Here is a 22,060-nt window from a genome sequence, read left to right on the forward strand (position 1 = left end):
TGGCCGGGCAGACCTTGCTTGTTACGCCTACTAGATGTTGCTTATTACCCCTATAACTGATGGATACTTACCGCAGTCTTATCCCCGAAAACGACGGCCAGCGCTTGGCAGCTTTGCGCGCCTACAACGTGTTGGGGACTGCCCCGGACGGGGTGTTTGACGAAATCGTGCGGCTGACGGCCAAGCTCTTCGGCGTGCCGGTGGCGTTGATTTCGTTGGTGGAGCAGGACCGGGTGGAGTTCAAGGCCAACTATGGGTTGGGCGGGGTGCAGCAGGTGCCCCGCACCGACAGCATATGCTCGGTGGCGGTGCTGCGGGACGAAACGACCGTGTTTGAGAACCTGCACGAAAGCCCCTGCCTGCTGACCAACCCGGCGGCCGCGGAGCTGAACAACTTCGGCTTTTACGCGGGGCACCCGCTGGCCACCCGCGAGGGCCTGAACATCGGGGCGCTGTGCGTGCTGGACCGCAAGCCGAGGGCGGTGTCGGGCCCGGAGCGGGAGCGGCTGGCCACCATGGCCGGCCTGGTGGTGCAGCTTTTTGACCTGCGGGCCCTGCTGGAGCGGCAGCCGGCCACGGGCGTGGCCACCTGGCTGCTCATTTACCGCAGCATTGAAGAGTCACTGGTGCGCATTGACACGCTGCGGGAGCTGGCGCAGTGGGAAGAATCGGACGAAACAGAAGCAGCGCGGCGCTACCGGGCTGCGGTGGACGAGGAGGCGGAGCGGGTGCTGCAGGCCTTGCAGGCGGAGCTGGAAAGCGTGCGGAAGCGGCTGAGCTAAGCCCGGTGCGTGGGGCTGGGTGCGGGGTGCGGGAATTCTAAACCCACGCCTTCCCGGCGCGTACTGTTGATAGAAATCTATTGCTCATGGCCCTGCAAACCCTTTACGACGCGCCGACGCTCACTATCTCCTACGACCACGTCAACAACTGGCTGTACCTGGACTGGCACGGCGCCCTGGACGACGAGTCGGTGATGGCCGGCGCCCTCAAGCTGCTGGAGCTGCTCAAGCAGGAAAATTGCCGCAAGGTGCTGAACGACAACACCCACATCACGGGCCTGTGGGCCGACGCCGCCCAGTGGGGCAGCGACGTGTTTTTCCCGATGTTGCACGAGGCCGGGTGTCGGTACTTTTCGTGGGTGTATTCGCCGGAGCGCTATAGCCAGCTGTCGGCGCAGTTGGCTGTTGAGCACACCACAGCTGGCATCACCATCATGACTTTTCAGACGTTGGACACGGCGGCCGAGTGGCTGCAGCGCATGTAAGCATGCGTACGGCTGTGTTTTTGCCGGTAACTTTGGTACTTACTTATTCCTATGGCCCCTTCGCACTCTGCTCCCGGCACTTTTTACACCTTGTGGCAACTGCCCGAGTACTATCTGCTCCTGGCGCCGGACTTAACCATCTTGGACGCCACTGACCGGTTCCTGGCCGTGACCATGAAAGAGCGAGAGGCCATCGTGGGCCGCGGCGTGTTCGACGTGTTTCCGCGCGACGAGCAGAACGCGTGGAAAGTGTTTGTCGACTCGGTGGACCACGTGCGCGACACGGGCACGTCCCACGAAATGACCCGCATTCGCTACGACCTCCCGCGCCCCGCCGAACAGGGCGGCGGCCTGGAGGAGCGGTACTGGGAAACCACCAACTACCCGCAGCTCGACGCGCAGGGCAACGTGCAGGCCATCCTGATTAAAACCCGCGACGTGACCGCGCAGCACTTTGCCGAAAAGAACGCCCAAACGATGGAGCACAACCTGCGGGAAATCCAGGAGCGCTCGGATTTTATCATCGAGTCGTTGCCGGTGATGGCGTGGACCACCCGCGCCGACGGGTCGGCGGACTACTTCAACCAGCGTTGGCTCACGTTCACGGGCCGGGAACTGGCGCAGGAACTCGAGTCGGGCTGGCTGGAGAGCGTGCACCCCGACGACCGGGCCGCGACCGGCGCGGCGTGGCAACGGGCATACGAGTCGGGTGAATCGTACCAGACGGAGTACCGCCTGCGCTGCGCCGACGGCGACTACCGCTGGGTGCTGGCCCGCGGCATTCCGCGCCGCGATGCGCAGGGCCGGGTGACCATGTGGGTGGGCTGCTCAGCCGACATCCACGACCAAAAAGCTTTGGTGGCCGAACTGCTGCAAGCCAACGAGGAGCAGGCGGCCCTCTCCGACCAAGCCTACCAGGCCCACCAATTGGCCGTGAGCCAGCGCGAGTCGTTCTACGCCTTGTTCATGCAGGCCCCGGCGTTTATTGGGATGCTGCGCGGGCCCGAGCACCGGTACGAGTTCGTGAACCCGCCGTACTACGAGCTGTTTCCGGGCCGGGAGCTGCTGGGGCGGACCATCGCCGAAGCCGTGCCCGAAGTTGTGGAGCAGGGCTTCGGCGCCCTGTTCGACCAGGTGTACCAGACCGGCGAGCCGTGGGTGGGCAACGAGGTGCTGTTTCAGGTGCAGCGCCGCGACACGGGCCTTGTGGAGGACGCGTACTTCAACGCGACGCTCCAAGCCTTGCGGGAGAACGGCGCTATCGTGGGCGTCTCGTCGTTTGCCTTCGAGGTAACTGAGCTGGTGCGCGCGCGCCAGAAGCTGGAGCAACTGCTCAACGACACGACTACCTCCTGAGCGAGCGGTGATGATGGATACTAATTCCCTCGATTTTCAGCAGGCGCGGATTAAGCAGATTCTGTTTAAGTCGCAGCTGCGCTCGGTGCTCTACGGCGTGCGCGAGGCCGACGACGCCTTGTTTTCGCCACAGGGCAACGCGCTGGGGCAGTGGCTGAGCACCGTTATTAAGCCCAAGTTCCCGCTGCGGCCCGAGGTGCGCGAGGCCGAGCGCCTGCTGCAGGACATGCTCCGCACGGGGCACGACCTGGCCGCGCAGTACCGCCGCGGCCACATTGAGGAAGCCCGCCAGGGCCTGACGCGGATTGACCGCATTGGCGAGCAACTGGTGACCGTGCTGCAGCAGCTGGGGCAGGACGCGGGGCGGTTGGGAACAGCGGCTTAACACCGCGCTTTGCCTCCAGGGTTGCGGGGCCTGATGACGGAGGGATGTTCAGCGAAAGCCCTGAGCAGGCGGGTGTACTTTTTACGGCCCTGCTCGAGGAGGCTGGGCGTGGCGGTTAGTTCAACGCGCAAATCGGCGTGCGGGGCCTTCTTCTGCACGTTGATGATGAGGAAGCGCGTGGCCCCGAGTACGGCGAGGTACAGGGCGGCCTGTCGGTCGTAGTCGTTCTGCTCGATGGTAAAGAGGAATTGGGCCAGGTCGGACGCGTGCGTCAGCTCGGCCAGGGTTTATATTATAAGGTTGTGGCAGAAGTGTTGGCAGCGGACGGCGGCCAGCGCTTTGACCAGGGGGCCAGTTGCAGCGCTAGTTGGTGTGGGCGGAGTGATGGGGTTCCAGGGTGGCGGCGTGAAAATGGCTGCCAGCCAGCAACGGCGGACTGGAGCTGCCGCCCAATCCGCTGTTTGGGGAGTTGATAGCGGGTACGCCGATTCTGTCGCCTCCGCAGGTTGACCTTCTGCAGGCATAGCACAAGCTTCCTTCACATAAAAAGCCCCATTTGCATCCTGCAAGCGGAGCTTTTTGCTAGGGTTGGGCCAGCTTTTCCAGGGCCTGCTTGAACTCGGGGGTGTCGTACTCGGCCATGCCGTCGTGGCGGGCGGCTACTTGACCGTCGGGACCAAGGACGACGGTGGAGGGAATCGAGCTGGAATTGAACGGGGCGGGCAGCGGCCCAGTGGGGAAGTAAACCGGGAAGGTGTACCCCCGGCGTTGGACCAGCGCCCGGGCCTTGGCGGGGTTCTCGTCCAATGAAATCATGACGAAGGCCACCTGGGCCGGGTCCATTTTCTGGTAGAGAGCGTGGATGCCGGGCATCTCCGCCACGCAGGGCGGGCACCAGCTGGCCCACAGGTTCACGAAAACGACCTTGCCTTTTAGGTCGCTCAAGTTGACGGACTGGCCGGCTAGGGTGACCAGCGGCAGCTGGTGGGGGTACGTCTGGTTGCCGGCCAGTTGCCCGGGCATTTTAGCGGGAGAAGCAGGGACCTCGGCTTTCCACAGGCCCGTGGCCAGCAGGCCGCGCTGCAGGCCACCGAGCACCGGGGTGCGGAGGTCGGTGAGCATGACCACGGCAAACAGGGCCAGGGGCAGCCACTGCACTATATTCATGCGGCTCATGGGCAGATATGATGAACGTGAGGGAACAAATGTAGGGGCCACCCTTGTATGAATGAACAAATGTTCATAAGTTTGTACGAGTAATGAGCACTTCCCTTTCCTTCGGTCCGGTTGACATGAATCTCACCAGTGAGAAGATGGAAAAGGTGGCCTTTATTCTCAAGACCACGGCCCACCCCACCCGCATTGCCATCGTGCAACTGCTGGCAGCCACCGAAAGCCTCTCGGTGACGGACATCAGCGAGAAGCTGAACGTAGAACAGAGCCTGCTTTCGCACCACCTCTCGGGCATGAAGCTCAAGGGCATTTTGAGCTCGCACCGCGACGGCAAAAACATCTACTACGCGCTGAAAATGCGCGAAGTCATCGACGTGATTCAGTGCCTGGCCGCGTGCACCTTTTTGTAAGGTGCGCGGCTTTTTTTAGCGCAATACATGAACAACCTTTCATAATTTCATACGTCACCCTCCCTCCCCATGTTGGAATACCTCGGCTATTTCGCAGCCATCTTCATTGGCCTTTCCCTGGGCATTATAGGCGGGGGCGGCTCCATTCTCACGGTGCCGGTGCTGGTGTATTTGATGGGCGTGAGCCCGATACTGAGCACGGCCTACTCGCTGTTCGTGGTGGGCTCCACCTCGGTGGTGGGCGCCTCGGGCTACTTCCGCAAGGGCCTGGTGTCCATTCCCACGGCGCTGGTGTTTCTGCTGCCGTCGCTGGCAGCGGTGTTTCTGGTGCGCAAAGTCCTGATGCCGGCCATCCCCCTTGAGCTGTTCACGTTGGGCAGCATCGTCTTCACCAAGGATTTGCTGGTGCTGGTGGCTTTCGCGGTGCTCATGGTGGTGGCGGCCACGTCGATGATTCGCAGCAAGCCGACCGCTGCCGGATTGGACGACGAAGCGGGTCCTGGTGCGCCGCTTAACTACCCCTTGGTTCTGGTCATTGGTCTGGTGGTGGGCATACTCACCGGCTTTGTGGGCGCGGGCGGCGGCTTCCTGATTATTCCGGCCCTGGTGCTGGGCGCCCGCCTGCCCATGAAGCGGGCGGTGGGCACCTCGCTGGCCATCATCGCCCTGAACTCGCTTATCGGCTTCACCGGCGATTTGAGCGCGGGCACGCCCATCGCCTGGTCGTTTTTGCTCGGCTTTCTGGCTTTTGCCCTCGGCGGCATCGTGCTGGGCACCTACCTGGCCCGCTTTATTCCGGGCGCCAAGCTCAAGCCGGCGTTCGGCTGGTTCACGCTGGCCATGGGCACCTTCATTCTGGTGCGCGAGCTGGTGTTTCACTAAGCGCGCCTCCCCTTTGCTACCCAACATTTCACCCCAACCCACTCGTTGTCATGAAAATCGAACAGTTTGAAGACCAGGGCCTGTCGCATTTCTCCTACGCCATTCTGAGCAAAGAGACCCGCGAAATCGTGCTGGTGGACCCGGCCCGCAACCCGCAGCAATACTACGACTTCGCTAAAGCCAACGACGCCAAAATTGTCGCCGTCATCGAAACGCACCCCCACGCCGATTTCGTGAGCAGCCATGCGGAAATTGCCCGGGCATCCGGGGCCACTGTCCGCGTTAGCAAGCTGTTGGGCGCGGGCTATCCGCACCAGGCCTTCGACGAAGGCGACACGCTGACCCTTGGCAAGCTCACCTTCCGGGCACTGAACACGCCCGGCCACTCGCCCGACTCCCTCAGCATCGTGCTCGCCCGCGAGGGAAAGGACCAAGCCGTATTCACCGGCGATACCCTGCTCATTGGGGACGTGGGCCGGCCCGACCTGCGCGAAAACGCCGGCAACCTGACCGCCAAGCGCGAGGAGCTGGCCAAGCAGCTGTACCACTCCACCCGTGACAAGCTCATGAAGCTCGCCGATGACGTGCAGGTGTACCCGGCCCACGGCGCGGGCTCGCTCTGCAGCAAGGGCAAAGGCGGGGCCAGCAGCAGTACCATAGGCACCGAGAAAAGCGGCAACTACGCCTTGCGTCCCCTAAGCGAGGAGGACTTCGTGCAGGAGCTGCTGGCCGACCAGTCCTTCATCCCCCAGTACTTCGGCTACAACGTGGAGCTAAACAAAGCCGGCGCGCCCGACTTCGCGCCCAGCGTGGCCAAAGTAGCCCACCTGGCTTCCGGCGCGGACCTGGAACCGGGCGCGCTGGTAATCGACGCCCGCCCCGAAGCCGACTTCAAACAAGGCCACCACGCGGGCGCCCTCAACGTGCAGCAGGGCGGTAAGTTTGAAACCTGGCTGGGCTCCCTCGTGAGCCCCGAAGAGCGGTTCTACCTGGTCGCGCCCGACGAGCAGACGCGGAAAGACCTAATTGCGAAAACGGCCAAGATTGGCTATGAATCCCTGATTCAAGGGGCAATGGTGGGCACGCCGTCCACGGAAACCACTTTGCCCAAGCTGGACGTGGACGCTTTTCGCGCTCACCCCGAGCGCTACACGATTGTGGACATCCGCAACGCGTCGGAAACCAAAGCCGAACCCTTGTTTGCCAACGCCCTCAACATTCCGCTGCCCGAGCTGCGCGGGCGGGCCGCTGAAATCCCCACCGATAAGCCCGTGGTGGTGCACTGCGCCGGCGGCTACCGCTCGGCGGCAGGCAGCAGCATCGTGGCCCCCGCGCTGCCCGGCACCGAGGTGTTCGACTTGGGCGAGGCCGTGAAAACGTTTCTCCCCGCGGCCCACTAATTCGGTTGGGGCGACGACTAGCAGTAGCTACCGCCTCATCCTTTTATTTTCCTTCATGTTTAGCTACTCCCTTTTACTTTCCCTCCTTGCCATGTTTGGTCTTTTTCAACCCACGCCGCCTGCCCACCACAACCTGACCCCTGCGCAGTTTGCCGAGGGCCTGCGCCGGTCCGGCGCAGTGCTCGTGGACGTGCGCCGCCCCGACGAGTACGCCCTGGGGTACATTCCCGGCTCCGTCAACATTGATGTTACGGCCGCCGACTTTGCCCAGCGCGTAGCCACGCTCGACAAAACCACGCCCACCTACGTGTACTGCCGCAGCGGAGCCCGCTCCGCGAAAGCGGCCGCGCAGCTCAGCGCCGCCGGCTTCACCGACGTGCACAACCTGCTCGGTGGGGTGCTCGACTGGCCCACGCCCCTCACCAGCTAAACTAACCCACCTTCATGCTGGACTTCTTGCATCAACCCTGGCCCTGGTACGTGGCCGGGCCCCTTATTGGCCTCACGGTGCCGGCGCTGCTGCTGCTGGGCAACAAGGCGCTGGGCATCAGCTCCGCGCTGCGCCACGTGTGCGCGGCTTGCGTGCCGGCCGGCATTCCCTTCCTGACCTACAACTGGCGGGCCGAAATCTGGAACCTGGTGTTCGTGGTAGGCATTGCCCTGGGCGGCTTCATCGGCTACCAGCTGCTGGGCCACCCCGACACCATCGCCATTTCGCCCGCTACCGTGCGTGACCTGAAGGCTGAAATGAGGCTAACCGACTTCTCGGGCCTGCTGCCCCGCGAGCTGTTCGCCTTGGATAACCTCGCCAACTGGAAAGGCTGGGTGTTTCTGGTGCTCGGCGGCTTTCTGGTCGGCTTCGGCACGCGCTACGCCGGCGGCTGCACCTCGGGCCACGCCATCTCGGGCCTCTCGAACCTGCAGTGGGTGTCGCTGGTGGCCGTGGTCGGCTTTTTTGCCGGCGGCCTGCTCATGACCTGGGTTATCTACCCCCTGATGTTTTAATCTACTGTTATGAAATACGTTAAGTACCTGGTGCTGGGCGCCTTGTTTGGCATCATTCTCACCAAGAGCGAAGTCATCAGCTGGTGGCGCATCCAGGAGATGTTTCGCTTCCAAAGCTTCCACATGTACGGCGTCATCGGCTCGGCCGTGGTGGTGGGCATGGTCTCCATCCAGCTCATCAAGCGCAACCGCCTCAAAAGCCTTGATGGCGAGCTCATCACCCTGGCCGACAAGAAGTACAACCACGGCACCTGGATAGGCGGCACCATTTTCGGCCTGGGCTGGGCCCTGACCGGCGCCTGCCCCGGCCCATTGTTCGCCCAGATTGGCGCCGGCGTGGGCGTGGGCGCGGTGGCCGTCCTCATCTTGGCTGCCCTGGCCGGCACCTGGACCTACAGCGCCCTGCGCGAGAAGCTGCCCCACTAGCTTTCGAAAATCATAACCCACCGCTTGAGTGAAGCTGTTCCTTGATGCACACCCCACAGCCAGGACATAACTATACGCTGTGGGCAATACAAAAAAGCCCGCTGGCAAATTGCCAGCGGGCTTTTTTTGTGGCAAGTAGTACGGCTAGCTCAGGTCCTGTACTTGCGCCTCGGGGGCTTCGCGGATGACGACTTGGAGGCCGTGGTCGCGGGCCTGGGCGGTGGTGTACTTTTCGCTGCGGCCGATGATTTCGCCGTTGGTGGCCACGTGGTTGAAGCCGTACTGGCCGGCGGTGAAGAACGACTCGAAGCGCTGGGGCTGGCAGTTGGCTTTGACGCTCTGGATGCCGTTTTCGCAGCCGGCTTTGCTGGTGTAGCCTTCGCCGGACTGAATAATCTCGCCGTTGTCGGCGCGTAAGCGGTACCAGTACTGGCCGCTGGTGTGAGAAATTTGAAAAGTTGCCATGGGAAAGGTGTTGAAATGGAAGGTGGTGTTAGGCTGCGTGCGCCAGGAGCTGGGGAGTGACCGGAAGCCTGGCGGCAGCTGGCATACGGTGATTTTGCCGGGCGTGGTGCCGCAGCAAGGTGCTGTACTTCTTGCGGCCCTGCTCCAGCAGGCCGGGCATGGCGGTTAGCTCGACGCGCCACACGGCGTGCGGCACCTTTTTCTGCACCCCAATGATGAGGAAGCGCGTGGCACCTAATACGTCAAAATATAAGGCGGCTTGGCGGTCGTAATCGTACTTCTCGATGGTGGTGAGTAAGTGGGCGAGGTCTGGGCTGCTGGTGGTTTTGAAGTCGATGAGCGTGAGCTGGCGGCCGGCGCGGCTGCGTACCAACAGGTCGGGGCGCAGCTTCACTCCTACCCCGGTGGCCGTGTGGGTGGCGGTGTATGACTGTTCAGCCTGGCCGCGGTAAAGCAGGTCGCGGCAGTAGCGTTGGCGGCGCACCTGGCGGGCCAGGGTTTCCAGGTCGGCCCACCGGATGCCGCGCTCGTCGGTGCGCTGGTAGTGCGGGGGCTCCAGCACAGCCGTGTGGAAGTGCGAGCCAAAGGCCAGGGCTACGGGGTTGAGCTGGCGGGGCTGGCCGAGCAAATCGTTTTTCAGGGTACTCAGGTCGGTGTTGCTGACGTGCGGCAGGGCGCGATGCTGGGCCTGGGTCAGGTCGGGGTGATGTGTGAGGGCGTGAAACATGAGCAATAAGAGTTAGAAGCTATGGATTAGGACTAGGGCTAGGGCTAGAATTAGGGCTACTTCGGCCCGCTGGGGCCGCCCACTCCGGAATGAAGCAGGCGGCCGGTGGGCGGTGCGGCTAGGCGGCCATAGGCAGTGCGGCCGCTTCGGCGGCAGGCTCGGGGTCATCCTCGGTGGGCACGGTGTAGCCGTGCTGGATGCGCACGTCGGCAGCTCCGGTGTAAGTCTCAGCGCGCCAGATGGGGAAGTCGCGGGCGAAGTCGCGGCGGGCTGCTACCTCGGCCGCGTCGGCGGCTTCGTAGCTGAACTGGGCGATGTAGTAGGTGGCCGTCTTGCCGTCCTTAGTGGTCTGCTTCTTCTCGGCGGTGACCTTCACCGTGACGTCGGCCAGGGTCAGGTCGTCGTAGAACAGTGGCTCGATGAGGCGGTACAAGTTTTCCACGCTGTAGCCGTGGAAGAGCACGGCGCAGATGGCGCCCTTGTCGTCGGCAAAAAACAGCTCGGCCCACAGCTTGCGGCCCATGTTGAGAATGTCGTCCTGGAATACGCGCCAGGCCAGCGGGATGAAGCTGAGCGCGCTACCTAGGGGCACGGTACCGTTGATGTTGAACTGGCCGGCCTTCGCATCGAAACGCACTTGGCGCGGGTGGCCAGGCAGGTAGCGGAAGCGGTTCGACCAAGTTTCTTCACCGGTGCTCTCGTCCACGCCGGCGACGAGGTAGGCCGGGCGGGAGCTGACGGTGAGAGTGGCGGCCGACTCGGTAACGAGGACGGCGGGGGTAGCATTAGCGGCGGTTTTGGAGGTGGTGGCGGTGGCCATAATGAGAAAAGGTTGGGAAGTGAAAAAAGTGGGACCAGTTGATGGCCGGCCCCTGCGCCGTTTTTGGTTGGGTCTAGCGGAATTGCTGGTCGTGGCACACAATTGCGCGGCCCACGATGGAATCCTGGCCCCGCGCCTCGGGCTGGTGCTGGTACCAGAGGTAAGTGGCCAGCAGGTTGAGGTAGGCCGGGTTGCGGAACTTGCCCTCGTCGTCGATGATGAGAATGAGTTCGGGGCTGAGGCGCACCACGTCGACGGTTTGGCAGTCGAGCAGGGCGTATAGCTCAGGCAGCTTGAAGTTGCGGCCGTTGGCCGGGCTGACTGGCTGCGGCTGGGCACTGTGCGGGTCCAGCAAATGCGGCTGATAGGTAGTAACGGTTTGGGGCATGATGGGGGCTTATGGGGCCCGCGCCTAATGGGCGCGGGCCTGGTGGCTAAAAGCGGGGGTACTTGGCGCGGGCGGCCTGCAAAGCGGCACCGGCGGGGCTGGCGTGGAAGGCGGCGGCAGCAGCGGAGTAGGCGACCTGGGCCTCGCGGCAGCGCAGGATGGCGGCGCGCAGCTGAGCAAAGCGGCCGGGCCCGGAGCGGTAATCATCGCGCAGCGCATACTTGGCGGCGCGGGCATTACATAGGGCCGAATGAGTACGGGCCAGCGCGGCGGTGGCGGCCACGGCAGCCGGCGAAACGGGCGCCGGGGCGGGCCGGGGGGCTGCTGGTGAGCGGGGTGGGTACTTGGCTTCCAGCCGGGCCAGGGTGACGCGCAGGGCAGCTAGCTTGCCGACAGCCGCACCCGGAGCGGGCGCGGCTGGGGCTAGGACTAGGCTAAGCATGAGCGGGGACGCCGGCAAACTCATCCTCCGCCTTAATAACCTCCCACACGGCGGCGAAGGCATAGGCAGGGTGCGCGGCCCGCAAAGCGCGGAAGGCCAGGCGCAGCGCCTCAAACGGGCAGGGCGACATGCCGGCGAACCCACCGGCGGGCTGGCACTCCGGCCGCGCAGCCAGGCTGAGCATGACGTGCCAGGAGGTGCGGCCCTGGCCATAGGTGGCGGCGGACTGCGAAATGTAGATGCCCGAAAACGAGCACAGGGCGGGGCCTTTCCAGGCGGCAGCGGCGAGCTGCAAAAGTTGATTGGGTTGCATGGCTGTAGGAATTAGCCGTGGGTGCCCGCGCCGTAGGCCTCCGGGTGGGCAAGTAGCCAGGGCCTTCCCGACTACAAACCAAAGATACAAACTTACTTGAACTATAACAACTACTTTGACAAATAAATATGCTTGTTTGCCAACTTTATTTGCTGTATCTTGTAGTATGGAAAAACACAAAAACAAGGCGGTGGCGGTGGTGGGCAGCCGGGGTGTGAAAAGCTGCGCGGCCCTGGCCCGGCGGCTGGCCGAGCTGGCCCCGGCGGAAGTGGTGAGCGGCGGGGCTGCCGGCGTGGACGCCCTGGCCGCCAGCTGGGCCCGGGCCCACGGGGTGCCGCTAACCGAGCTGCGGCCCGACTATGCCGCCCACGGCCCCACGGCGGCCACCCACGTGCGCAACGCCGAGATAGTGAAGCGGGCCGCCCTGGTGCTGGTGGTGTGGGACGGCCGGAGCAAGGGCACGCTGAGCACCTTGAAGGCCGCCCGACGCCTGGGCCGCCCGGTGGAGCTGCTGCCCCTGGACTGAGGCGGCCCCTACCCGACTGGAAACGGCCCTGGGCAGGCGCCAGAACAACCACTAAAAGCCTTTTTTAGGGGGTTTGGGGCTGGCCCCAACTGTTACTCGGCGGAGCCGGCCGCTTGAGGGTGGAGCGGCCGACCAACGGGAGGCTGCGGAGGCCGAGGAAGATGACCGGGCGTTAGCCGGGGCATGGTGGCGGGGGTTTGGGGTACTCCCCAGTGAGACCCTCCGCGAAGCGGGCCTTGCTTCTGCCTGCGTGGCTCGAACGCAAGCTTTATGGGCAGGTGGCAGGCTTTTTCCGGCCTGTGGCCTGCTGCCGAATCAGGGGGGTGGTGACGGGCGGCGTGGGGCCTTTTTTCGGGCCTCATGCGGCCCGGCGGCGGTGCGGGGGTTGGTCGTGGGGGTGAGTCTTGGGGGGTCGATGGTGGCTTGGGAATCGGTGCGGTGGGCTGAGGGGCGGGACGAGGCTGGAATGACCGGAGCGACTAGAGCGCAGCAAGCGGAGAGAACGAGGAGCGCAGCAGGGCGCAGCGACGAATGAACGGAGCGCCGCGTGGCGGAGGGAGTGCAGGGAATGGAAGCCTTGGCCGGCCCCGGGCGGGTGCGGTAGCTGACGGGCGGCGTGGGGCCTTTTTTCGGGCCCTGCGCGGCCTGGCAGCGTGGGTGAATGAGGCTGGAGAATCAGCTGAAACGGGAGTTGAGCTGAGGGATGGGAAGGGCGCGACCAAAGGGAGCGGTGCGCAGCACGGGAGCGCAGCGCACCCCTGGACAGCCCGACCCCGGCCCGTAGCAGCGCGGAGGGCCGGGGGCAGCCCCGAAAAATCATCTTGCTTGAATTAATGCAAAATCTATGTAGACCATAAAGGCGTGTTGTTCGTACAACAAACTTGATAAATCATAGCTTTGTCAAATAAGTTTTACTAAAACAATACACGCCATGTTTAGCAGCACGAAAGCAGGACATATTTCTCACATTGTGACCACGGCGTTGCTGGGGCAAGTGGTGAGCAGCGGGCTTACGCCTCCCGACCCATCGAAAATTGAGCACTATGGGCAGTTGATAATTCAGGCGCTGGTGGCCTTGGTTACCATTTGGGCCACGGTGCGCAAGGCGTTGCAAAAACCGGTGGAAGTGGTGCCGCAGGAGAAGACTGGAAACAGCAGCGCAGGGAGCAATGGAAACGGGGCTGAGTAGCACGTCGACGGGGCCGCGCGTAGTCAGGTCGGTATTGGCAAGGGCGGTGCCGAGGCTGAGCAAGGTGCAGCAGCGCATCCAGGATGCCAGGCTGGCGCAGGCGGTACCGAGTCTCGGGGCAGCGTATGCGCAGGCCCTGGCGCGGTGGCTGGGCGACCCGGTGCTGCGGCTGGCCGGGGTACCGTTTGTGACGGAGTGCTACCGCAGTCCGGAGCGGCAGGAGGAGTTGTATAAGCAGGGACGCAGCAAGCCGGGGCCCATCGTGACGTACAAGCGTGGTGGGGAATCGAAGCACAACCGCCTCCCCTGCCCGGCGCTGGACATGGCGTTTCTGCTGGCTGATGGGGAGGTGTCGTGGTCGGGGCTGCTGCTGAGCAAGTTTGCGCGGCTGATGAAGGCGGCCGATGCGCGGGTGCGGTGGGGCGGTGACTGGCCGGGGTTCAAGGACCGGCCGCATTTTGAGGTGTAGGGTGGAAACGAGCGGGCCAGAAGGTCCGCTCGTTTTTTTATCGGGGAAAGGGGCAATGACAAGCGTGAATTAGGGCTGGGGCTGGAGGTGCTGGATGGCGGCCTGAATTTGCTGCTGCAGGGTTGTAGCGATGTCGGCCGCTTCTTTCCGGCGCGCGGCCTGGTAGTTGAGGGCGGCCGGGTTATTGGGGGCCGGTTCTCCCTGCCGAAGCTCGGCGAGGGCGTCGAGCCGGCCGATGGAGTCGGCAATGGCGAGGTAGATGGCGGGCCACAGCGCCGGGGCCGGGCCGGGCGAGGCAGCCAAGGCCACCTGCAGGTCGAGCAGCCGCAGGGCCACGTCGGCTAGCTCACGGAGCAGCACGGCCTCTTCGGGCTCCAAGAAGCGGGGTTCGCGGTCGATGACGCACAAGGTGCCCACGGCTTCGCCGGCCGCGGTGAGCATGGGGAAGCCGGCGTAGAAGCGCAGGCCGAGGTCGTCGACGGCGGTGGGGTCGATGAGGGCGCAGGGGCGGTCGGCCAGGTCCTGAAACATGGTAGTCTCGTCGCTGAGCACGGCCACCGAGCAGAGGCTCCCGCCGCGAGGCACCCGCTCAGGGGCCTCTTCCAGACCCGCGTTGCCGCGAAACCAGACCGTGTCGGCCTCGACCAAGGAAACCAAGGCAATGGGCACCTGAAACAGCTTACCGGTGAGGCGCACGAACTCGTCGAAGAAAGGGACATCGCCGGCTACCTGGTAGGCTTGCAAGGCGGCCAGGCGTTGGGTTTCGTTAGGGGCAAACAGGTGGGACGGAGTACGCATAGCGGGAACACAAAAGCAGGCGAAGGTGCTGGTCGCAACCCAGCGCAAAGATGCAACGTGCATTTTGCCGTTGGCGTTTTTCCGACCCCGGGGCTGAGGGGCGGGCAGCCGGCGCGACTGCGCAAAACGGCCGATACTGACCAGCGCTTCTTAACAGAATAAACGCATAATTCTTAGTTACTTCTGCGCGATACAGGCCCCCTCGTGTACCTAATGAGCAACACCAGCAAGACGGACGTTTATTCATGTTTGGGGCAGTTACCCTCCTACCCTTTTTCCCAGGGCCTTGCTGTAGGCCGGCCCGGGATAAAAACCGTTCGCATACGGAAGTGTGGGGTTGCCAGCCGCCAATGGGTAGCACGTGTGGCACACTACGGCGGTGCTTATCCCGGCCTAGCGTTTGGAGTTAAAGGGAAAACGAAACGCTGGGCCAGTACATACGGCGCCAATAAGCGGTACCTTGACCCTCCTCCCTCCTCAGTTTCCACATGAGTTCCGCCATGAAAACCCCTGCCGAAAGCTTAACCCTCGAACAAGAAAACGCGGCCCTGCGGGAAGAAAACCGGCGGCTGCGGGCCGGCCGGACGGTGGCGCGGGCGGAGCAGGCCGAATCCGACGACCGGGAGCAGCAGCAGGAACGGTTCCGGACGGTGTTTGAGAACTCGCCGTTCGGGCAGAAAATCATCACCCCGGATTTGGTGATTCACCAGGCCAACCGGGCGGTGGTGGAAATGCTGGGCTGCGTGCACCTGGACGAGGTGGTGGGGCACCAGATTCGGGAGTTTGCCCACCCCGACCACGAGGCGGACTGGCACTTTCTGCAGGAACGGCTCTGGGCCCACAAGCTGCCGAGCTTCACGCTGGAAACCCGGCTGGTGCGGGCCGATGGGTCGTCGTTCTGGTGCCAGGTAACGTCCATTCGCTTTCCCGATGGCGACGTGGGCGAGGAATTGGGCTACACCCTGCTGGAAGATATCAGCGACCGGCGGGCCCTGGAGCTGTCCTTGAAACGGCTGTATGACGCGCAGGAAACCATTCTGCACCTGGTGACGCACGACTTAAAGGCGCCCGTGGGTCACATTCAGTTGCTGACCGACCTGCTGCAGCGCCAGGTGGACGCGGCCACGTTTGCCACGGACGATACGGCGGACACGGTGAAGTACCTGGGCCTGATTCAGGCGGCCTGCGCCACGGCTTACAAGCTGCTGCAGGACGTGCTGCTGCTGGGCTCGCTGGACGCGGCCGACTTGAAAAAGGAGCCCACCGACCTGGGGGCACTGCTACAGGAGCGGCTGGCCGCGCACGAGCTGGCGGCTCGGGAAAAGGGGCTGGCTTTGGAATTGAACCTGCCGGCAGAGGCACAGGAGGCCAACCTGAACGCCGACACGTTTGGGCGGGTGGTGGACAATCTGGTGAGCAACGCGCTGAAGTTCACCCCGACTGGAGGCCGCGTGACGGTGGGGTTGGAAGAGTGCCCCGGCTGCGTGCGCCTGACGGTGCGCGACACCGGCATAGGCATTCCGGAAGCGCTGCAGGCCGACCTGTTTGAAAAGTTCAGCCAGTCGGCCCGCCTGGGCGTGGGCGGCGAGGCCAGCACGGGGCTGGGGCTGTTCATCACCAAGCAGATTGTGCAGCTGCACCGGGGCAAGGTGTGGGTGGAAAGCCAAGAAGGCGAAGGGGCGTGCTTTGTGGTGGAGCTGCATTAAGGGGCCCATTCCGGTGGGCAAGGCGTGGGCAGACCGGCCCTTGAGCAGGCAGCTCGGGCAGGCTCATCAGTCTTTTTGAAGCCAGCCCTGACTGATGGCGGCCTTTACCAGCGCAGCGGTGTTTTTGGTGCCGGTTTTATATATAATGTTCTGGCGGTGGGTTTCGATGGTGCGCTTGCTGGTGAAGAGCTGGTCGGCAATCTCGGCGTTGGTCAGGCCGTTGACCACCAACTGCAGGATTTCCTGCTCGCGCGCCGAAAGGCGACTCGCAGCCGTGTGGTCGGGCGTGGGCGTCCCGGCCAGCACCTTTTCCAGCATGGCCAGGCCCAACTCGGAGCTCAGATACCGCTGACCGTCGGCCACGGTCTGCACGGCAGCTACGAATTCGTGTCGGCCGGCGTTTTTCAGGACGTAGCCCGAAGCCCCGGCCGCCAGCACCTCCCCGATGGCCGGCGCGTGGGCGGCCATGGAGAGGATGAGGATGCGCACGTCGGGGAACTCGGCGTGCAGCCGCCGGGTGGTGGCCAGCCCGTCCAGGACCGGCATGTCCAGGTCGAGCAGCACCACGTCGCAGGGCGTGGCGGGCAACCGGGCCAGCAGCTGCTCGCCGTTCTCGGCTTCGCCGACCACCTGCAGCCAGGCTTCCGGCTCTAGCAGTGCGCGCAGTCCCTGGCGCAGTATGGCGTGGTCGTCGACGAGAAACAGGCGTATCATGGGGCTAAGGTAGGGGCGGTGGAAAAAGGCGGCGGCGGGGTGAGGCAACTAACACAAGACGCGGTTGGTCAGCGCGATTTTTAACAAGCGGGTTTGCAGCGCAAACGGGCCGCAAAGGCCAAGGTTACTATGGTGAAGAGCCCCCGGGGCGAAAGCTGGCCGGCTGCTGAGGGATGGGGTGGAAAAGAAACGAGCGGGCCAGATGGTCCGCTCGTTGTTGATTAAGCAGCTACCTCCATTAGATGGCGGGGCAGAATGGCCGAAATACTGCGGTAGCACCTGCTTGTTTTGTCGCGGGCGAGGTAGCCCGAGCGGGTACTCGTCAAACCCGAGCCGTACAAAACGAACGACTTTACGGTTCAGGTTAGCTCTATGAAAAAGGTGGTGCCCTCGTTCTCCTTGCTTTCGAGCCAGATGTTGCCGTGGTGCATTTCCACAATTTGCTTGGTGATGAACAAGCCCAGGCCCGTGGTGGTGTCGCCGTACAGGCCCGCGCGCGAGGCCTTGCTGAACTTGTCGAACACGTGGGGCTGCAGGTCTTCGGGAATGCCCAAGCCGGTGTCCTGCACCACCAGGCGAACGCGGCCTTTGAGCTGGCGCAGGGCCACGCGAATGGTGCCCCCGGCAAATGTGAAGTTCAGGGCATTGGTGAGCAGGTTGTCGAGGATGCGGCCAAACTGGTCGGTGTCGATGTCGGCGTGAACCGGTGATTTGGGCAATTCCAGGTGCAGGTGAATTTCCTTTTCCTGGGCCGCGAGGCGAAACACCTGCAGGCGCTTGTCGAGCAGGGCCCCTAGGTTGGTGCGGTGCTTCCGGGCGCGGGTGGCCTGCATCTGCCCGAGAAACAGCACGTCGCCCAGCAGCGCGTTGGCCGTGCCGCAGGCTTGCTCCACTAGGACCAGCATCTGCTCCACCTCCTGCCGGTCGGCTTCGGGTTCGATGCGGCGCACGCCGTCGTGGCGCCGCAGCACGTCCATCAGCAGCTGGATGTGGGCCACGGGCGTGCGCAGGTCGTGGGCGGCCAGGTGCAGCATGGTTTCCTGCGTGTCGTAGAGGCGCTGGTTGGCCAGCTCGAGTTCCTTGCGCGCGGTGATGTCTTCCAGCGTGGTGTAGCCCATCTCGCCTTCGTCGTCGGGGAAGAGCACCGAAGTAACCCGGCACCAGAACGAGGACTTGTCCGCGCGGATAAGGCAGGTTTCCAGCGCAAACCAGGGCTTTTTGTGGGCCCAAAGCTGCTCCTGCAAGTGCTGCCAGTCCTGGACAAAGTCGGGGTGGGCAAAGTCGAGGATTTTGCGGCCTTCGACTTTCTTCACGGTTTTCAGACCCAACATGGTGGCCAGGGCCTGGTTGGCCTGGCGGATGCACAGGTCCGGGTCAATGATTTTCTGGCCCATCGGCGAGTTCTCGAACACGGCCCGGAACCGTTCCTGGCTGTGCTGGTAGCGCTCATCGACGGCCTTTTGCCGCTCGGCTTCGACCTTCTGCTGGCGCAGGCGGGTGTTTTTCTGCTGCAGGGATTTCACCTGCTTCTTTTCGGGGGTGGACGACGCCGGAGTGGACGGGGGGGAAGGCATAAAAGAAACGGAATACCGAAGGGGTAACGGCCGCCGGGAGCGGGATGAAGGTAGCGGCGCAGGGCCCAAATATCCGCGAAACGACGCGCCCACGCGCCGTTCCCCTTCGCGGTGGCCGATGGTGGACGCTACTAGGGCCCCTTTTGGGGCGGAAAGTGGTCGGCCAACACCTGGGCGACCTTCTCCTCGGTGAGGGGCTTGGAAAGGAAACCGTCGACGGGCAAACCTTGCAGGCGCGACTGGTCGCGGGGGCTGACGGAGCTGGTGAGCATGAAGATGACCACGCCCTGCCGCTCGGTTTCCGGCACCTGCTGATAGGCTTGCAGGAACTCAAACCCGTCCATGAGGGGCATGTTGATGTCGAGCAAGACGAGGGCCGGGCGGCTGGGCGCGGGCGGGTGGCAGTGAGTGCGCAGCAGGTCGAGCCCTTCTCGGCCGTTGAGGGCCGTGAGCACCTGCACGTCCGGGTCGAGGTAGCGCAGCAGCTTGGTGTTGAGAAAGTTGACGGTGTAGTCGTCGTCGATTAACAGAATGAGGGGCAGGGCGGGCATGCGGGTGGCGGGTGGATAGGCGTCAGGACGCCGGGTGTACGGGGAAAAAGACGGTGAAGGCGGTGCCCTCCCCTATCTGGCTGGCTACGTCGATGCGCCCGCCGGCGTTTTCGACTATCTTCTTGACCATGTGGAGCCCGATGCCCGAGCCCTCCACGTGGGTGTGCAGGCGCTGGAACATGCCGTAGAGCTTGGCCTCGGACGTGGCCGCGTCGAAGCCGAGGCCGTCGTCCTGCACGCGCAGCACGTGGTGCTGGTTTTGCCGGTGGTAGGTGAGTTGCACGTCGGGCGTCCGGTCGGGGTGGCGGTACTTAAGGGCGTTGCTGAGCAGGTTGTAGACCACCGAGCGCAGGTTCTTTTCGGAGAACGGCAAGTGGGCATCGGCGGGCACGTTAACGGTGAGGCGGGCCTGCGTTTGCTGCAGCAGCGGCAGTAGGTCGAGCCGTACTTCTTCGACTACGGCGGCCAGCGGCACCTGCGTAGCGGGCTGGGCGTGGGCCTGCTGCAGCTTGCTCACGTCGGTGAGGTGAGCAATGGTGCGCTTGAAGCGGTCCACGGAGTCCTGCATGAGCCGGAGCATTTCGGGCACGTCGCCGACCCGGGCCGTCGGGGGCAGTTCCCGGCCAAAGGCCTGCAACAGGCCCTCGATGTTGACGATGGGGACCCGCAGGTCGTGGGAAGCGGTGTAGATGAAGTTATCGAGGTCGACGTTGGTGCGCGTGAGCTGGTGGTTGGCGGCGGCCAGCTCGGCGTTGGACGCGGCCAGCTGCTCGTTGAGTTCCTGCACCTGCTGGCGGTCCCGGACCTGGCCTGTGACGTCGGTGCCCACCGCCGCCACGCGCGTAATGGTGCCGTCGGCGTCGCGCAGGGGCTGGTACACGTAGTTCAGGTACACTGTTTGGACGGCGTCGCCGCGCAGAAACTGGGCGGCGACGCCCTCGGCCACGAAGGCCTCGCCGCTTTGGCGCACCTCGTCGAGCAGCTCCTTAAAGCCCTGGTCGCGCGCTTCGGGCAGGGCCTCGAACACGGGGCGGCCCAGCACGTCGGCCGGGGTGCGGCCCCATACCTGGGCCACCAGCGGGTTGGCCACTTCCACCACGTAGTCGGGCCCGCGCAGGATGCTGATGGCCACCGGGGCCTGCTCAAACAGGTCCTGCAGCTGCTGGCGTTGCGCCTCGCGTTCCTGGCGGGCCAGCACCTGCTCGGTGACGTCCAGGGCAAAGATGGAAACGCCCACAATCCGGTCGTCTTCGCGGTAGGCCTGGTAGGTGAAGGTGAAGTAGAGGGTGCGGGGCGGCTCGCCGTTGACCGGCACGGGCGCGAAGGGCAGCTCGACGCCAAAGTAGGTTTCGCCGGTTTGATACACGCGGTCGAGCAGCGCCCCAAACCCTTGCACGACCAGTTCAGGCGCCACGTCGGCGACCTCGCGGCCCGCCAGCTGGCCCCCGGGAAAGAAGGCCTGGTAGGCGGGGTTGACGTACTCGAAGCGGTGGCCGGGGCCGCGCAGCAAGGCCACCGGGGCTGGAGTCTGCTCGAACACCTGGTAGAGCCGGGCCTGCTGCTCGGTCTGTTGCCGGGCGGCGGCGAGCAGGTCGGCCTGCAGGGCCAAGGCGGCCCGGGTGCGCTCGTCGACGCGCGCTTCGAGTTCCTGGTTGAGCTGTTGGACCTGTTGGCGCGCCACGACTTGCTCGGTGACGTCCAGGCCCACCGTGATGAGGCCCGTGACGCGCCCCTGGGCGTCGTGCAGGGGCTGGTAGGTAAAGTTGTAGTAGCCCAGCGCCGGCGGGCCGGCCGGGTCGCGGGCCAATAGCGTCGGGCGTTCCTGGAAGACCACCGGCTCGCCGGTGCGCAGCGCCCGGGCCAGCAGCTCCTCCAGCCCCTGCCCGGCCAGGTCGGGCAAGGCTTCGAACAGGGGGCGGCCCAGCGCGGGCCCGACCGGTCGGCCCCACAGCTCGCCGAGCGAGGGATTGGCCAGCTCGACGATGAACTCGGGCCCCCGCAGAATGGCAATGGATACCGGCGCCTGCTCGAAAGCACGGCCCAGCGCCGCCCGCTGCTCGTCGGCGTCGGCGCGGGCGGCTTGCTCGGCGGCCTGGCTTTCGCGCAGCTGCTGGTCGGTCACGCGGCGGGCGGTGATGTCGGTGGCGGCGTGCAGCACGTGGGTGACGCGGCCATCGGCATCGAGCGCGGGGCGGTTGGTGCACAGCCAGTGGCGTTCGATGAAGTGCCCCGGCCGGTCTGGGTCGGGCACGTCGTAGTGCTGCGGGGCCATCTGGTGGGGCTGGCCCGTGGCCAGCACCTGGGCCAGGGAGGCGCGCAGGTTGCGGGTGCCGTGGGCCTCGGGCGCGGCGGGGTTGTCGGGGAAGGCCTCAAAGACCACACGGCCCACCAACTGCTCTCGGGTGGTGAGAGTGGCAGCGAGGTAGTCGTCGCTGACGGCCTCAATCACGGCCTCAGGCGTGAGCAGCAGGTAGGCCCCGGGGAGGATGTTGAAGACGGGCGCGGGCAGCAAGTCGGGCGAAGGCATCAAAACAGCGTTGGGGCGGAGTTGTCAATACGGAAGTCGGACTTATGGGGCCAAGGCGGGGGCACAAAGAAACGAGCGGGCTAGGTGGTCCGCTCGGGCTGTTCGACTCGTTGCCAGTGATTAACCAGCGGTGGCGGAGTGGCCGAAGTGCTCCTGCAGCACCTGGGTGATTTTGTCGCGGGTGAGAGGCTTGGTGAGGTAGCCCTTGATGGGCAGGCCCTGCATCTGCTCCACGTCGCGGGGGTTGACGGAGGTGGTGAGCATGATGATGACCACCGTGGGGTTTTCCCGGGTGGGGCGCTGAGCGTAGGCTTTCAGGAAGTCGATGCCGTTCATGAGCGGCATGTTGATGTCGAGCAGGATGAGGGCCGGGCAGGTGGGCGACGTGGGCAACTCGCAGTGGGCGTGCAGCAGGTCGAGGGCCTGCTGGCCATTGCCGGCCACCAGCACTTGGTCGCTGACGGCCATGCGCTGGAGCAGTTTTTGGTTGAGGAAGTTGGTGGTGTCGTCGTCGTCGACAAGCAGGGTGCAGGAAATGGCAGCCATC

Annotated in this window: 27 protein-coding genes; 14 read left to right on the top strand and 13 right to left on the bottom strand. The window is 64.3% G+C overall.

Translation table 11 applies throughout. The annotated features are described in order from the left end of the window. The first annotated feature begins 59 nt into the window (after positions 1 to 59). The 4 genes from ACP7AJ_RS17365 to ACP7AJ_RS17380 all read left to right on the top strand — a co-directional run bounded on the left by ACP7AJ_RS17365 (position 60) and on the right by ACP7AJ_RS17380 (position 3,008). Positions 60 to 782, top strand: a complete 723-nt coding sequence (locus tag ACP7AJ_RS17365; protein WP_426061461.1) for a GAF domain-containing protein — start codon at positions 60 to 62, stop codon at positions 780 to 782. 86 nt (positions 783 to 868) lie between these two features. Then, positions 869 to 1,267, top strand: a complete 399-nt coding sequence (locus ACP7AJ_RS17370) for a hypothetical protein (protein ID WP_426061462.1) — start codon at positions 869 to 871, stop codon at positions 1,265 to 1,267. 51 nt (positions 1,268 to 1,318) lie between these two features. Beyond that, complete coding sequence (locus tag ACP7AJ_RS17375; protein ID WP_426061463.1) at positions 1,319 to 2,623, top strand: PAS domain-containing protein; 1,305 nt, start codon at positions 1,319 to 1,321, stop codon at positions 2,621 to 2,623. Positions 2,624 to 2,633: 10 nt separating this feature from the next. Next, entirely contained in the window at positions 2,634 to 3,008 is a 375-nt protein-coding gene (locus ACP7AJ_RS17380) for a hypothetical protein (protein WP_426061464.1), read from the top strand. Between the two features lie 582 nt (positions 3,009 to 3,590). Here the strand turns inward: ACP7AJ_RS17380 and ACP7AJ_RS17385 are convergent. Continuing rightward, positions 3,591 to 4,184, bottom strand: a complete 594-nt coding sequence (locus tag ACP7AJ_RS17385; protein WP_426061465.1) for a TlpA family protein disulfide reductase — start codon at positions 4,182 to 4,184, stop codon at positions 3,591 to 3,593. 83 nt (positions 4,185 to 4,267) lie between these two features. Between ACP7AJ_RS17385 and ACP7AJ_RS17390 the strand changes: the two genes are divergently transcribed. From ACP7AJ_RS17390 to ACP7AJ_RS17415, 6 genes are all read left to right on the top strand, one after another. Next, positions 4,268 to 4,591, top strand: a complete 324-nt coding sequence (locus tag ACP7AJ_RS17390) for an ArsR/SmtB family transcription factor (protein WP_426061466.1) — start codon at positions 4,268 to 4,270, stop codon at positions 4,589 to 4,591. 69 nt (positions 4,592 to 4,660) lie between these two features. Next, positions 4,661 to 5,473, top strand: a complete 813-nt coding sequence (locus ACP7AJ_RS17395) for a sulfite exporter TauE/SafE family protein (RefSeq protein ID WP_426061467.1) — start codon at positions 4,661 to 4,663, stop codon at positions 5,471 to 5,473. A gap of 50 nt (positions 5,474 to 5,523) precedes the next feature. Further along, positions 5,524 to 6,873: an MBL fold metallo-hydrolase gene (locus ACP7AJ_RS17400; protein WP_426061468.1), complete on the top strand. Its 1,350-nt coding sequence runs from the start codon at positions 5,524 to 5,526 to the stop codon at positions 6,871 to 6,873. Between the two features lie 91 nt (positions 6,874 to 6,964). Continuing rightward, entirely contained in the window at positions 6,965 to 7,303 is a 339-nt protein-coding gene (locus tag ACP7AJ_RS17405) for a rhodanese-like domain-containing protein (RefSeq protein WP_426061469.1), read from the top strand. Between the two features lie 14 nt (positions 7,304 to 7,317). Then, on the top strand, positions 7,318 to 7,878 hold the full coding sequence (locus ACP7AJ_RS17410) for a YeeE/YedE family protein (RefSeq protein WP_426061470.1): 561 nt from the start codon (positions 7,318 to 7,320) through the stop codon (positions 7,876 to 7,878). A gap of 9 nt (positions 7,879 to 7,887) precedes the next feature. Continuing rightward, positions 7,888 to 8,304, top strand: a complete 417-nt coding sequence (locus ACP7AJ_RS17415) for a DUF6691 family protein (RefSeq protein ID WP_426061471.1) — start codon at positions 7,888 to 7,890, stop codon at positions 8,302 to 8,304. A gap of 144 nt (positions 8,305 to 8,448) precedes the next feature. Here the strand turns inward: ACP7AJ_RS17415 and ACP7AJ_RS17420 are convergent, their stop codons facing one another. The 6 genes from ACP7AJ_RS17420 to ACP7AJ_RS17445 form a co-directional block, all read right to left on the bottom strand. Beyond that, positions 8,449 to 8,769: a YegP family protein gene (locus tag ACP7AJ_RS17420; RefSeq protein WP_426061472.1), complete on the bottom strand. Its 321-nt coding sequence runs from the start codon at positions 8,767 to 8,769 to the stop codon at positions 8,449 to 8,451. A gap of 28 nt (positions 8,770 to 8,797) precedes the next feature. After that, on the bottom strand, positions 8,798 to 9,496 hold the full coding sequence (locus tag ACP7AJ_RS17425) for a PD-(D/E)XK nuclease-like domain-containing protein (RefSeq protein WP_426061473.1): 699 nt from the start codon (positions 9,494 to 9,496) through the stop codon (positions 8,798 to 8,800). Positions 9,497 to 9,614: 118 nt separating this feature from the next. Next, positions 9,615 to 10,316 carry a hypothetical protein gene (locus ACP7AJ_RS17430; protein ID WP_426061474.1) on the bottom strand — a complete coding sequence of 234 codons (702 nt, stop codon included), beginning with the start codon at positions 10,314 to 10,316 and terminating at the stop codon, positions 9,615 to 9,617. A 73-nt stretch (positions 10,317 to 10,389) separates the two neighbouring features. Next, positions 10,390 to 10,704: a DUF3846 domain-containing protein gene (locus ACP7AJ_RS17435; RefSeq protein ID WP_426061475.1), complete on the bottom strand. Its 315-nt coding sequence runs from the start codon at positions 10,702 to 10,704 to the stop codon at positions 10,390 to 10,392. Between the two features lie 46 nt (positions 10,705 to 10,750). Beyond that, a complete protein-coding gene (locus tag ACP7AJ_RS17440) occupies positions 10,751 to 11,146 on the bottom strand; it encodes a hypothetical protein (protein WP_426061476.1) in 396 nt (131 codons plus the stop codon). Beyond that, entirely contained in the window at positions 11,139 to 11,459 is a 321-nt protein-coding gene (locus tag ACP7AJ_RS17445) for a hypothetical protein (protein WP_426061477.1), read from the bottom strand. Before ACP7AJ_RS17445 ends, ACP7AJ_RS17440 begins: the two co-directional genes overlap by 8 nt. 166 nt (positions 11,460 to 11,625) lie before the next feature. Between ACP7AJ_RS17445 and ACP7AJ_RS17450 the strand changes: the two genes are divergently transcribed. From ACP7AJ_RS17450 to ACP7AJ_RS17460, 3 genes are all read left to right on the top strand, one after another. After that, positions 11,626 to 11,985, top strand: coding sequence for an SLOG family protein (locus tag ACP7AJ_RS17450; protein WP_426061478.1), 360 nt, complete (start codon positions 11,626 to 11,628; stop codon positions 11,983 to 11,985). A 931-nt stretch (positions 11,986 to 12,916) separates the two neighbouring features. Next, a complete protein-coding gene (locus ACP7AJ_RS17455; protein ID WP_426061479.1) occupies positions 12,917 to 13,174 on the top strand; it encodes a hypothetical protein in 258 nt (85 codons plus the stop codon). Positions 13,175 to 13,220: 46 nt separating this feature from the next. Next, entirely contained in the window at positions 13,221 to 13,643 is a 423-nt protein-coding gene (locus ACP7AJ_RS17460) for a M15 family metallopeptidase (protein ID WP_426061480.1), read from the top strand. A gap of 69 nt (positions 13,644 to 13,712) precedes the next feature. Here ACP7AJ_RS17460 and ACP7AJ_RS17465 read toward each other — a convergent pair whose 3' ends face one another. Next, positions 13,713 to 14,441, bottom strand: a complete 729-nt coding sequence (locus tag ACP7AJ_RS17465; RefSeq protein WP_426061481.1) for a GAF domain-containing protein — start codon at positions 14,439 to 14,441, stop codon at positions 13,713 to 13,715. Between the two features lie 500 nt (positions 14,442 to 14,941). Between ACP7AJ_RS17465 and ACP7AJ_RS17470 the strand changes: the two genes are divergently transcribed. Then, positions 14,942 to 16,147, top strand: coding sequence for a PAS domain-containing sensor histidine kinase (locus ACP7AJ_RS17470; RefSeq protein ID WP_426061482.1), 1,206 nt, complete (start codon positions 14,942 to 14,944; stop codon positions 16,145 to 16,147). 66 nt (positions 16,148 to 16,213) lie between these two features. Here the strand turns inward: ACP7AJ_RS17470 and ACP7AJ_RS17475 are convergent, their stop codons facing one another. The 5 genes from ACP7AJ_RS17475 to ACP7AJ_RS17495 form a co-directional block, all read right to left on the bottom strand. Next, complete coding sequence (locus ACP7AJ_RS17475) at positions 16,214 to 16,861, bottom strand: response regulator (protein ID WP_426061483.1); 648 nt, start codon at positions 16,859 to 16,861, stop codon at positions 16,214 to 16,216. A gap of 359 nt (positions 16,862 to 17,220) precedes the next feature. After that, the gene (locus tag ACP7AJ_RS17480; protein WP_426061484.1) at positions 17,221 to 18,435 is read right to left on the bottom strand and encodes a PAS domain-containing sensor histidine kinase; all 1,215 of its coding nucleotides are present in this window, start codon (positions 18,433 to 18,435) and stop codon (positions 17,221 to 17,223) included. Between the two features lie 131 nt (positions 18,436 to 18,566). Then, positions 18,567 to 18,986 carry a response regulator gene (locus tag ACP7AJ_RS17485; RefSeq protein WP_426061485.1) on the bottom strand — a complete coding sequence of 140 codons (420 nt, stop codon included), beginning with the start codon at positions 18,984 to 18,986 and terminating at the stop codon, positions 18,567 to 18,569. Between the two features lie 22 nt (positions 18,987 to 19,008). Continuing rightward, complete coding sequence (locus ACP7AJ_RS17490) at positions 19,009 to 21,513, bottom strand: PAS domain-containing protein (RefSeq protein ID WP_426061486.1); 2,505 nt, start codon at positions 21,511 to 21,513, stop codon at positions 19,009 to 19,011. A gap of 120 nt (positions 21,514 to 21,633) precedes the next feature. Continuing rightward, the gene (locus ACP7AJ_RS17495; protein WP_426061487.1) at positions 21,634 to 22,059 is read right to left on the bottom strand and encodes a response regulator; all 426 of its coding nucleotides are present in this window, start codon (positions 22,057 to 22,059) and stop codon (positions 21,634 to 21,636) included. Between the last annotated feature and the right edge of the window lies 1 nt (position 22,060).

Origin of the sequence: Hymenobacter sp. B1770, assembly GCF_049896385.1 — a bacterium.
In the GTDB taxonomy this organism is placed as follows: domain Bacteria; phylum Bacteroidota; class Bacteroidia; order Cytophagales; family Hymenobacteraceae; genus Hymenobacter.

Coding starts and splice junctions, on each gene's coding strand:
- ACP7AJ_RS17475 (WP_426061483.1), bottom strand. CDS start 16,861: ATGATACGCCTGTTTCTCGTCGACGACCACGCCATACTGCGCCAGGGA.
- ACP7AJ_RS17470 (WP_426061482.1), top strand. CDS start 14,942: ATGAAAACCCCTGCCGAAAGCTTAACCCTCGAACAAGAAAACGCGGCC.
- ACP7AJ_RS17415 (WP_426061471.1), top strand. CDS start 7,888: ATGAAATACGTTAAGTACCTGGTGCTGGGCGCCTTGTTTGGCATCATT.
- ACP7AJ_RS17365 (WP_426061461.1), top strand. CDS start 60: ATGGATACTTACCGCAGTCTTATCCCCGAAAACGACGGCCAGCGCTTG.
- ACP7AJ_RS17430 (WP_426061474.1), bottom strand. CDS start 10,316: ATGGCCACCGCCACCACCTCCAAAACCGCCGCTAATGCTACCCCCGCC.
- ACP7AJ_RS17390 (WP_426061466.1), top strand. CDS start 4,268: ATGAGCACTTCCCTTTCCTTCGGTCCGGTTGACATGAATCTCACCAGT.
- ACP7AJ_RS17485 (WP_426061485.1), bottom strand. CDS start 18,986: ATGCCCGCCCTGCCCCTCATTCTGTTAATCGACGACGACTACACCGTC.
- ACP7AJ_RS17435 (WP_426061475.1), bottom strand. CDS start 10,704: ATGCCCCAAACCGTTACTACCTATCAGCCGCATTTGCTGGACCCGCAC.
- ACP7AJ_RS17440 (WP_426061476.1), bottom strand. CDS start 11,146: ATGCTTAGCCTAGTCCTAGCCCCAGCCGCGCCCGCTCCGGGTGCGGCT.
- ACP7AJ_RS17395 (WP_426061467.1), top strand. CDS start 4,661: ATGTTGGAATACCTCGGCTATTTCGCAGCCATCTTCATTGGCCTTTCC.
- ACP7AJ_RS17385 (WP_426061465.1), bottom strand. CDS start 4,184: ATGAGCCGCATGAATATAGTGCAGTGGCTGCCCCTGGCCCTGTTTGCC.
- ACP7AJ_RS17445 (WP_426061477.1), bottom strand. CDS start 11,459: ATGCAACCCAATCAACTTTTGCAGCTCGCCGCTGCCGCCTGGAAAGGC.
- ACP7AJ_RS17420 (WP_426061472.1), bottom strand. CDS start 8,769: ATGGCAACTTTTCAAATTTCTCACACCAGCGGCCAGTACTGGTACCGC.
- ACP7AJ_RS17380 (WP_426061464.1), top strand. CDS start 2,634: ATGATGGATACTAATTCCCTCGATTTTCAGCAGGCGCGGATTAAGCAG.
- ACP7AJ_RS17455 (WP_426061479.1), top strand. CDS start 12,917: ATGTTTAGCAGCACGAAAGCAGGACATATTTCTCACATTGTGACCACG.
- ACP7AJ_RS17490 (WP_426061486.1), bottom strand. CDS start 21,513: ATGCCTTCGCCCGACTTGCTGCCCGCGCCCGTCTTCAACATCCTCCCC.
- ACP7AJ_RS17405 (WP_426061469.1), top strand. CDS start 6,965: ATGTTTGGTCTTTTTCAACCCACGCCGCCTGCCCACCACAACCTGACC.
- ACP7AJ_RS17495 (WP_426061487.1), bottom strand. CDS start 22,059: ATGGCTGCCATTTCCTGCACCCTGCTTGTCGACGACGACGACACCACC.
- ACP7AJ_RS17400 (WP_426061468.1), top strand. CDS start 5,524: ATGAAAATCGAACAGTTTGAAGACCAGGGCCTGTCGCATTTCTCCTAC.
- ACP7AJ_RS17410 (WP_426061470.1), top strand. CDS start 7,318: ATGCTGGACTTCTTGCATCAACCCTGGCCCTGGTACGTGGCCGGGCCC.
- ACP7AJ_RS17450 (WP_426061478.1), top strand. CDS start 11,626: ATGGAAAAACACAAAAACAAGGCGGTGGCGGTGGTGGGCAGCCGGGGT.
- ACP7AJ_RS17370 (WP_426061462.1), top strand. CDS start 869: ATGGCCCTGCAAACCCTTTACGACGCGCCGACGCTCACTATCTCCTAC.
- ACP7AJ_RS17375 (WP_426061463.1), top strand. CDS start 1,319: ATGGCCCCTTCGCACTCTGCTCCCGGCACTTTTTACACCTTGTGGCAA.
- ACP7AJ_RS17425 (WP_426061473.1), bottom strand. CDS start 9,496: ATGTTTCACGCCCTCACACATCACCCCGACCTGACCCAGGCCCAGCAT.
- ACP7AJ_RS17480 (WP_426061484.1), bottom strand. CDS start 18,435: ATGCCTTCCCCCCCGTCCACTCCGGCGTCGTCCACCCCCGAAAAGAAG.
- ACP7AJ_RS17465 (WP_426061481.1), bottom strand. CDS start 14,441: ATGCGTACTCCGTCCCACCTGTTTGCCCCTAACGAAACCCAACGCCTG.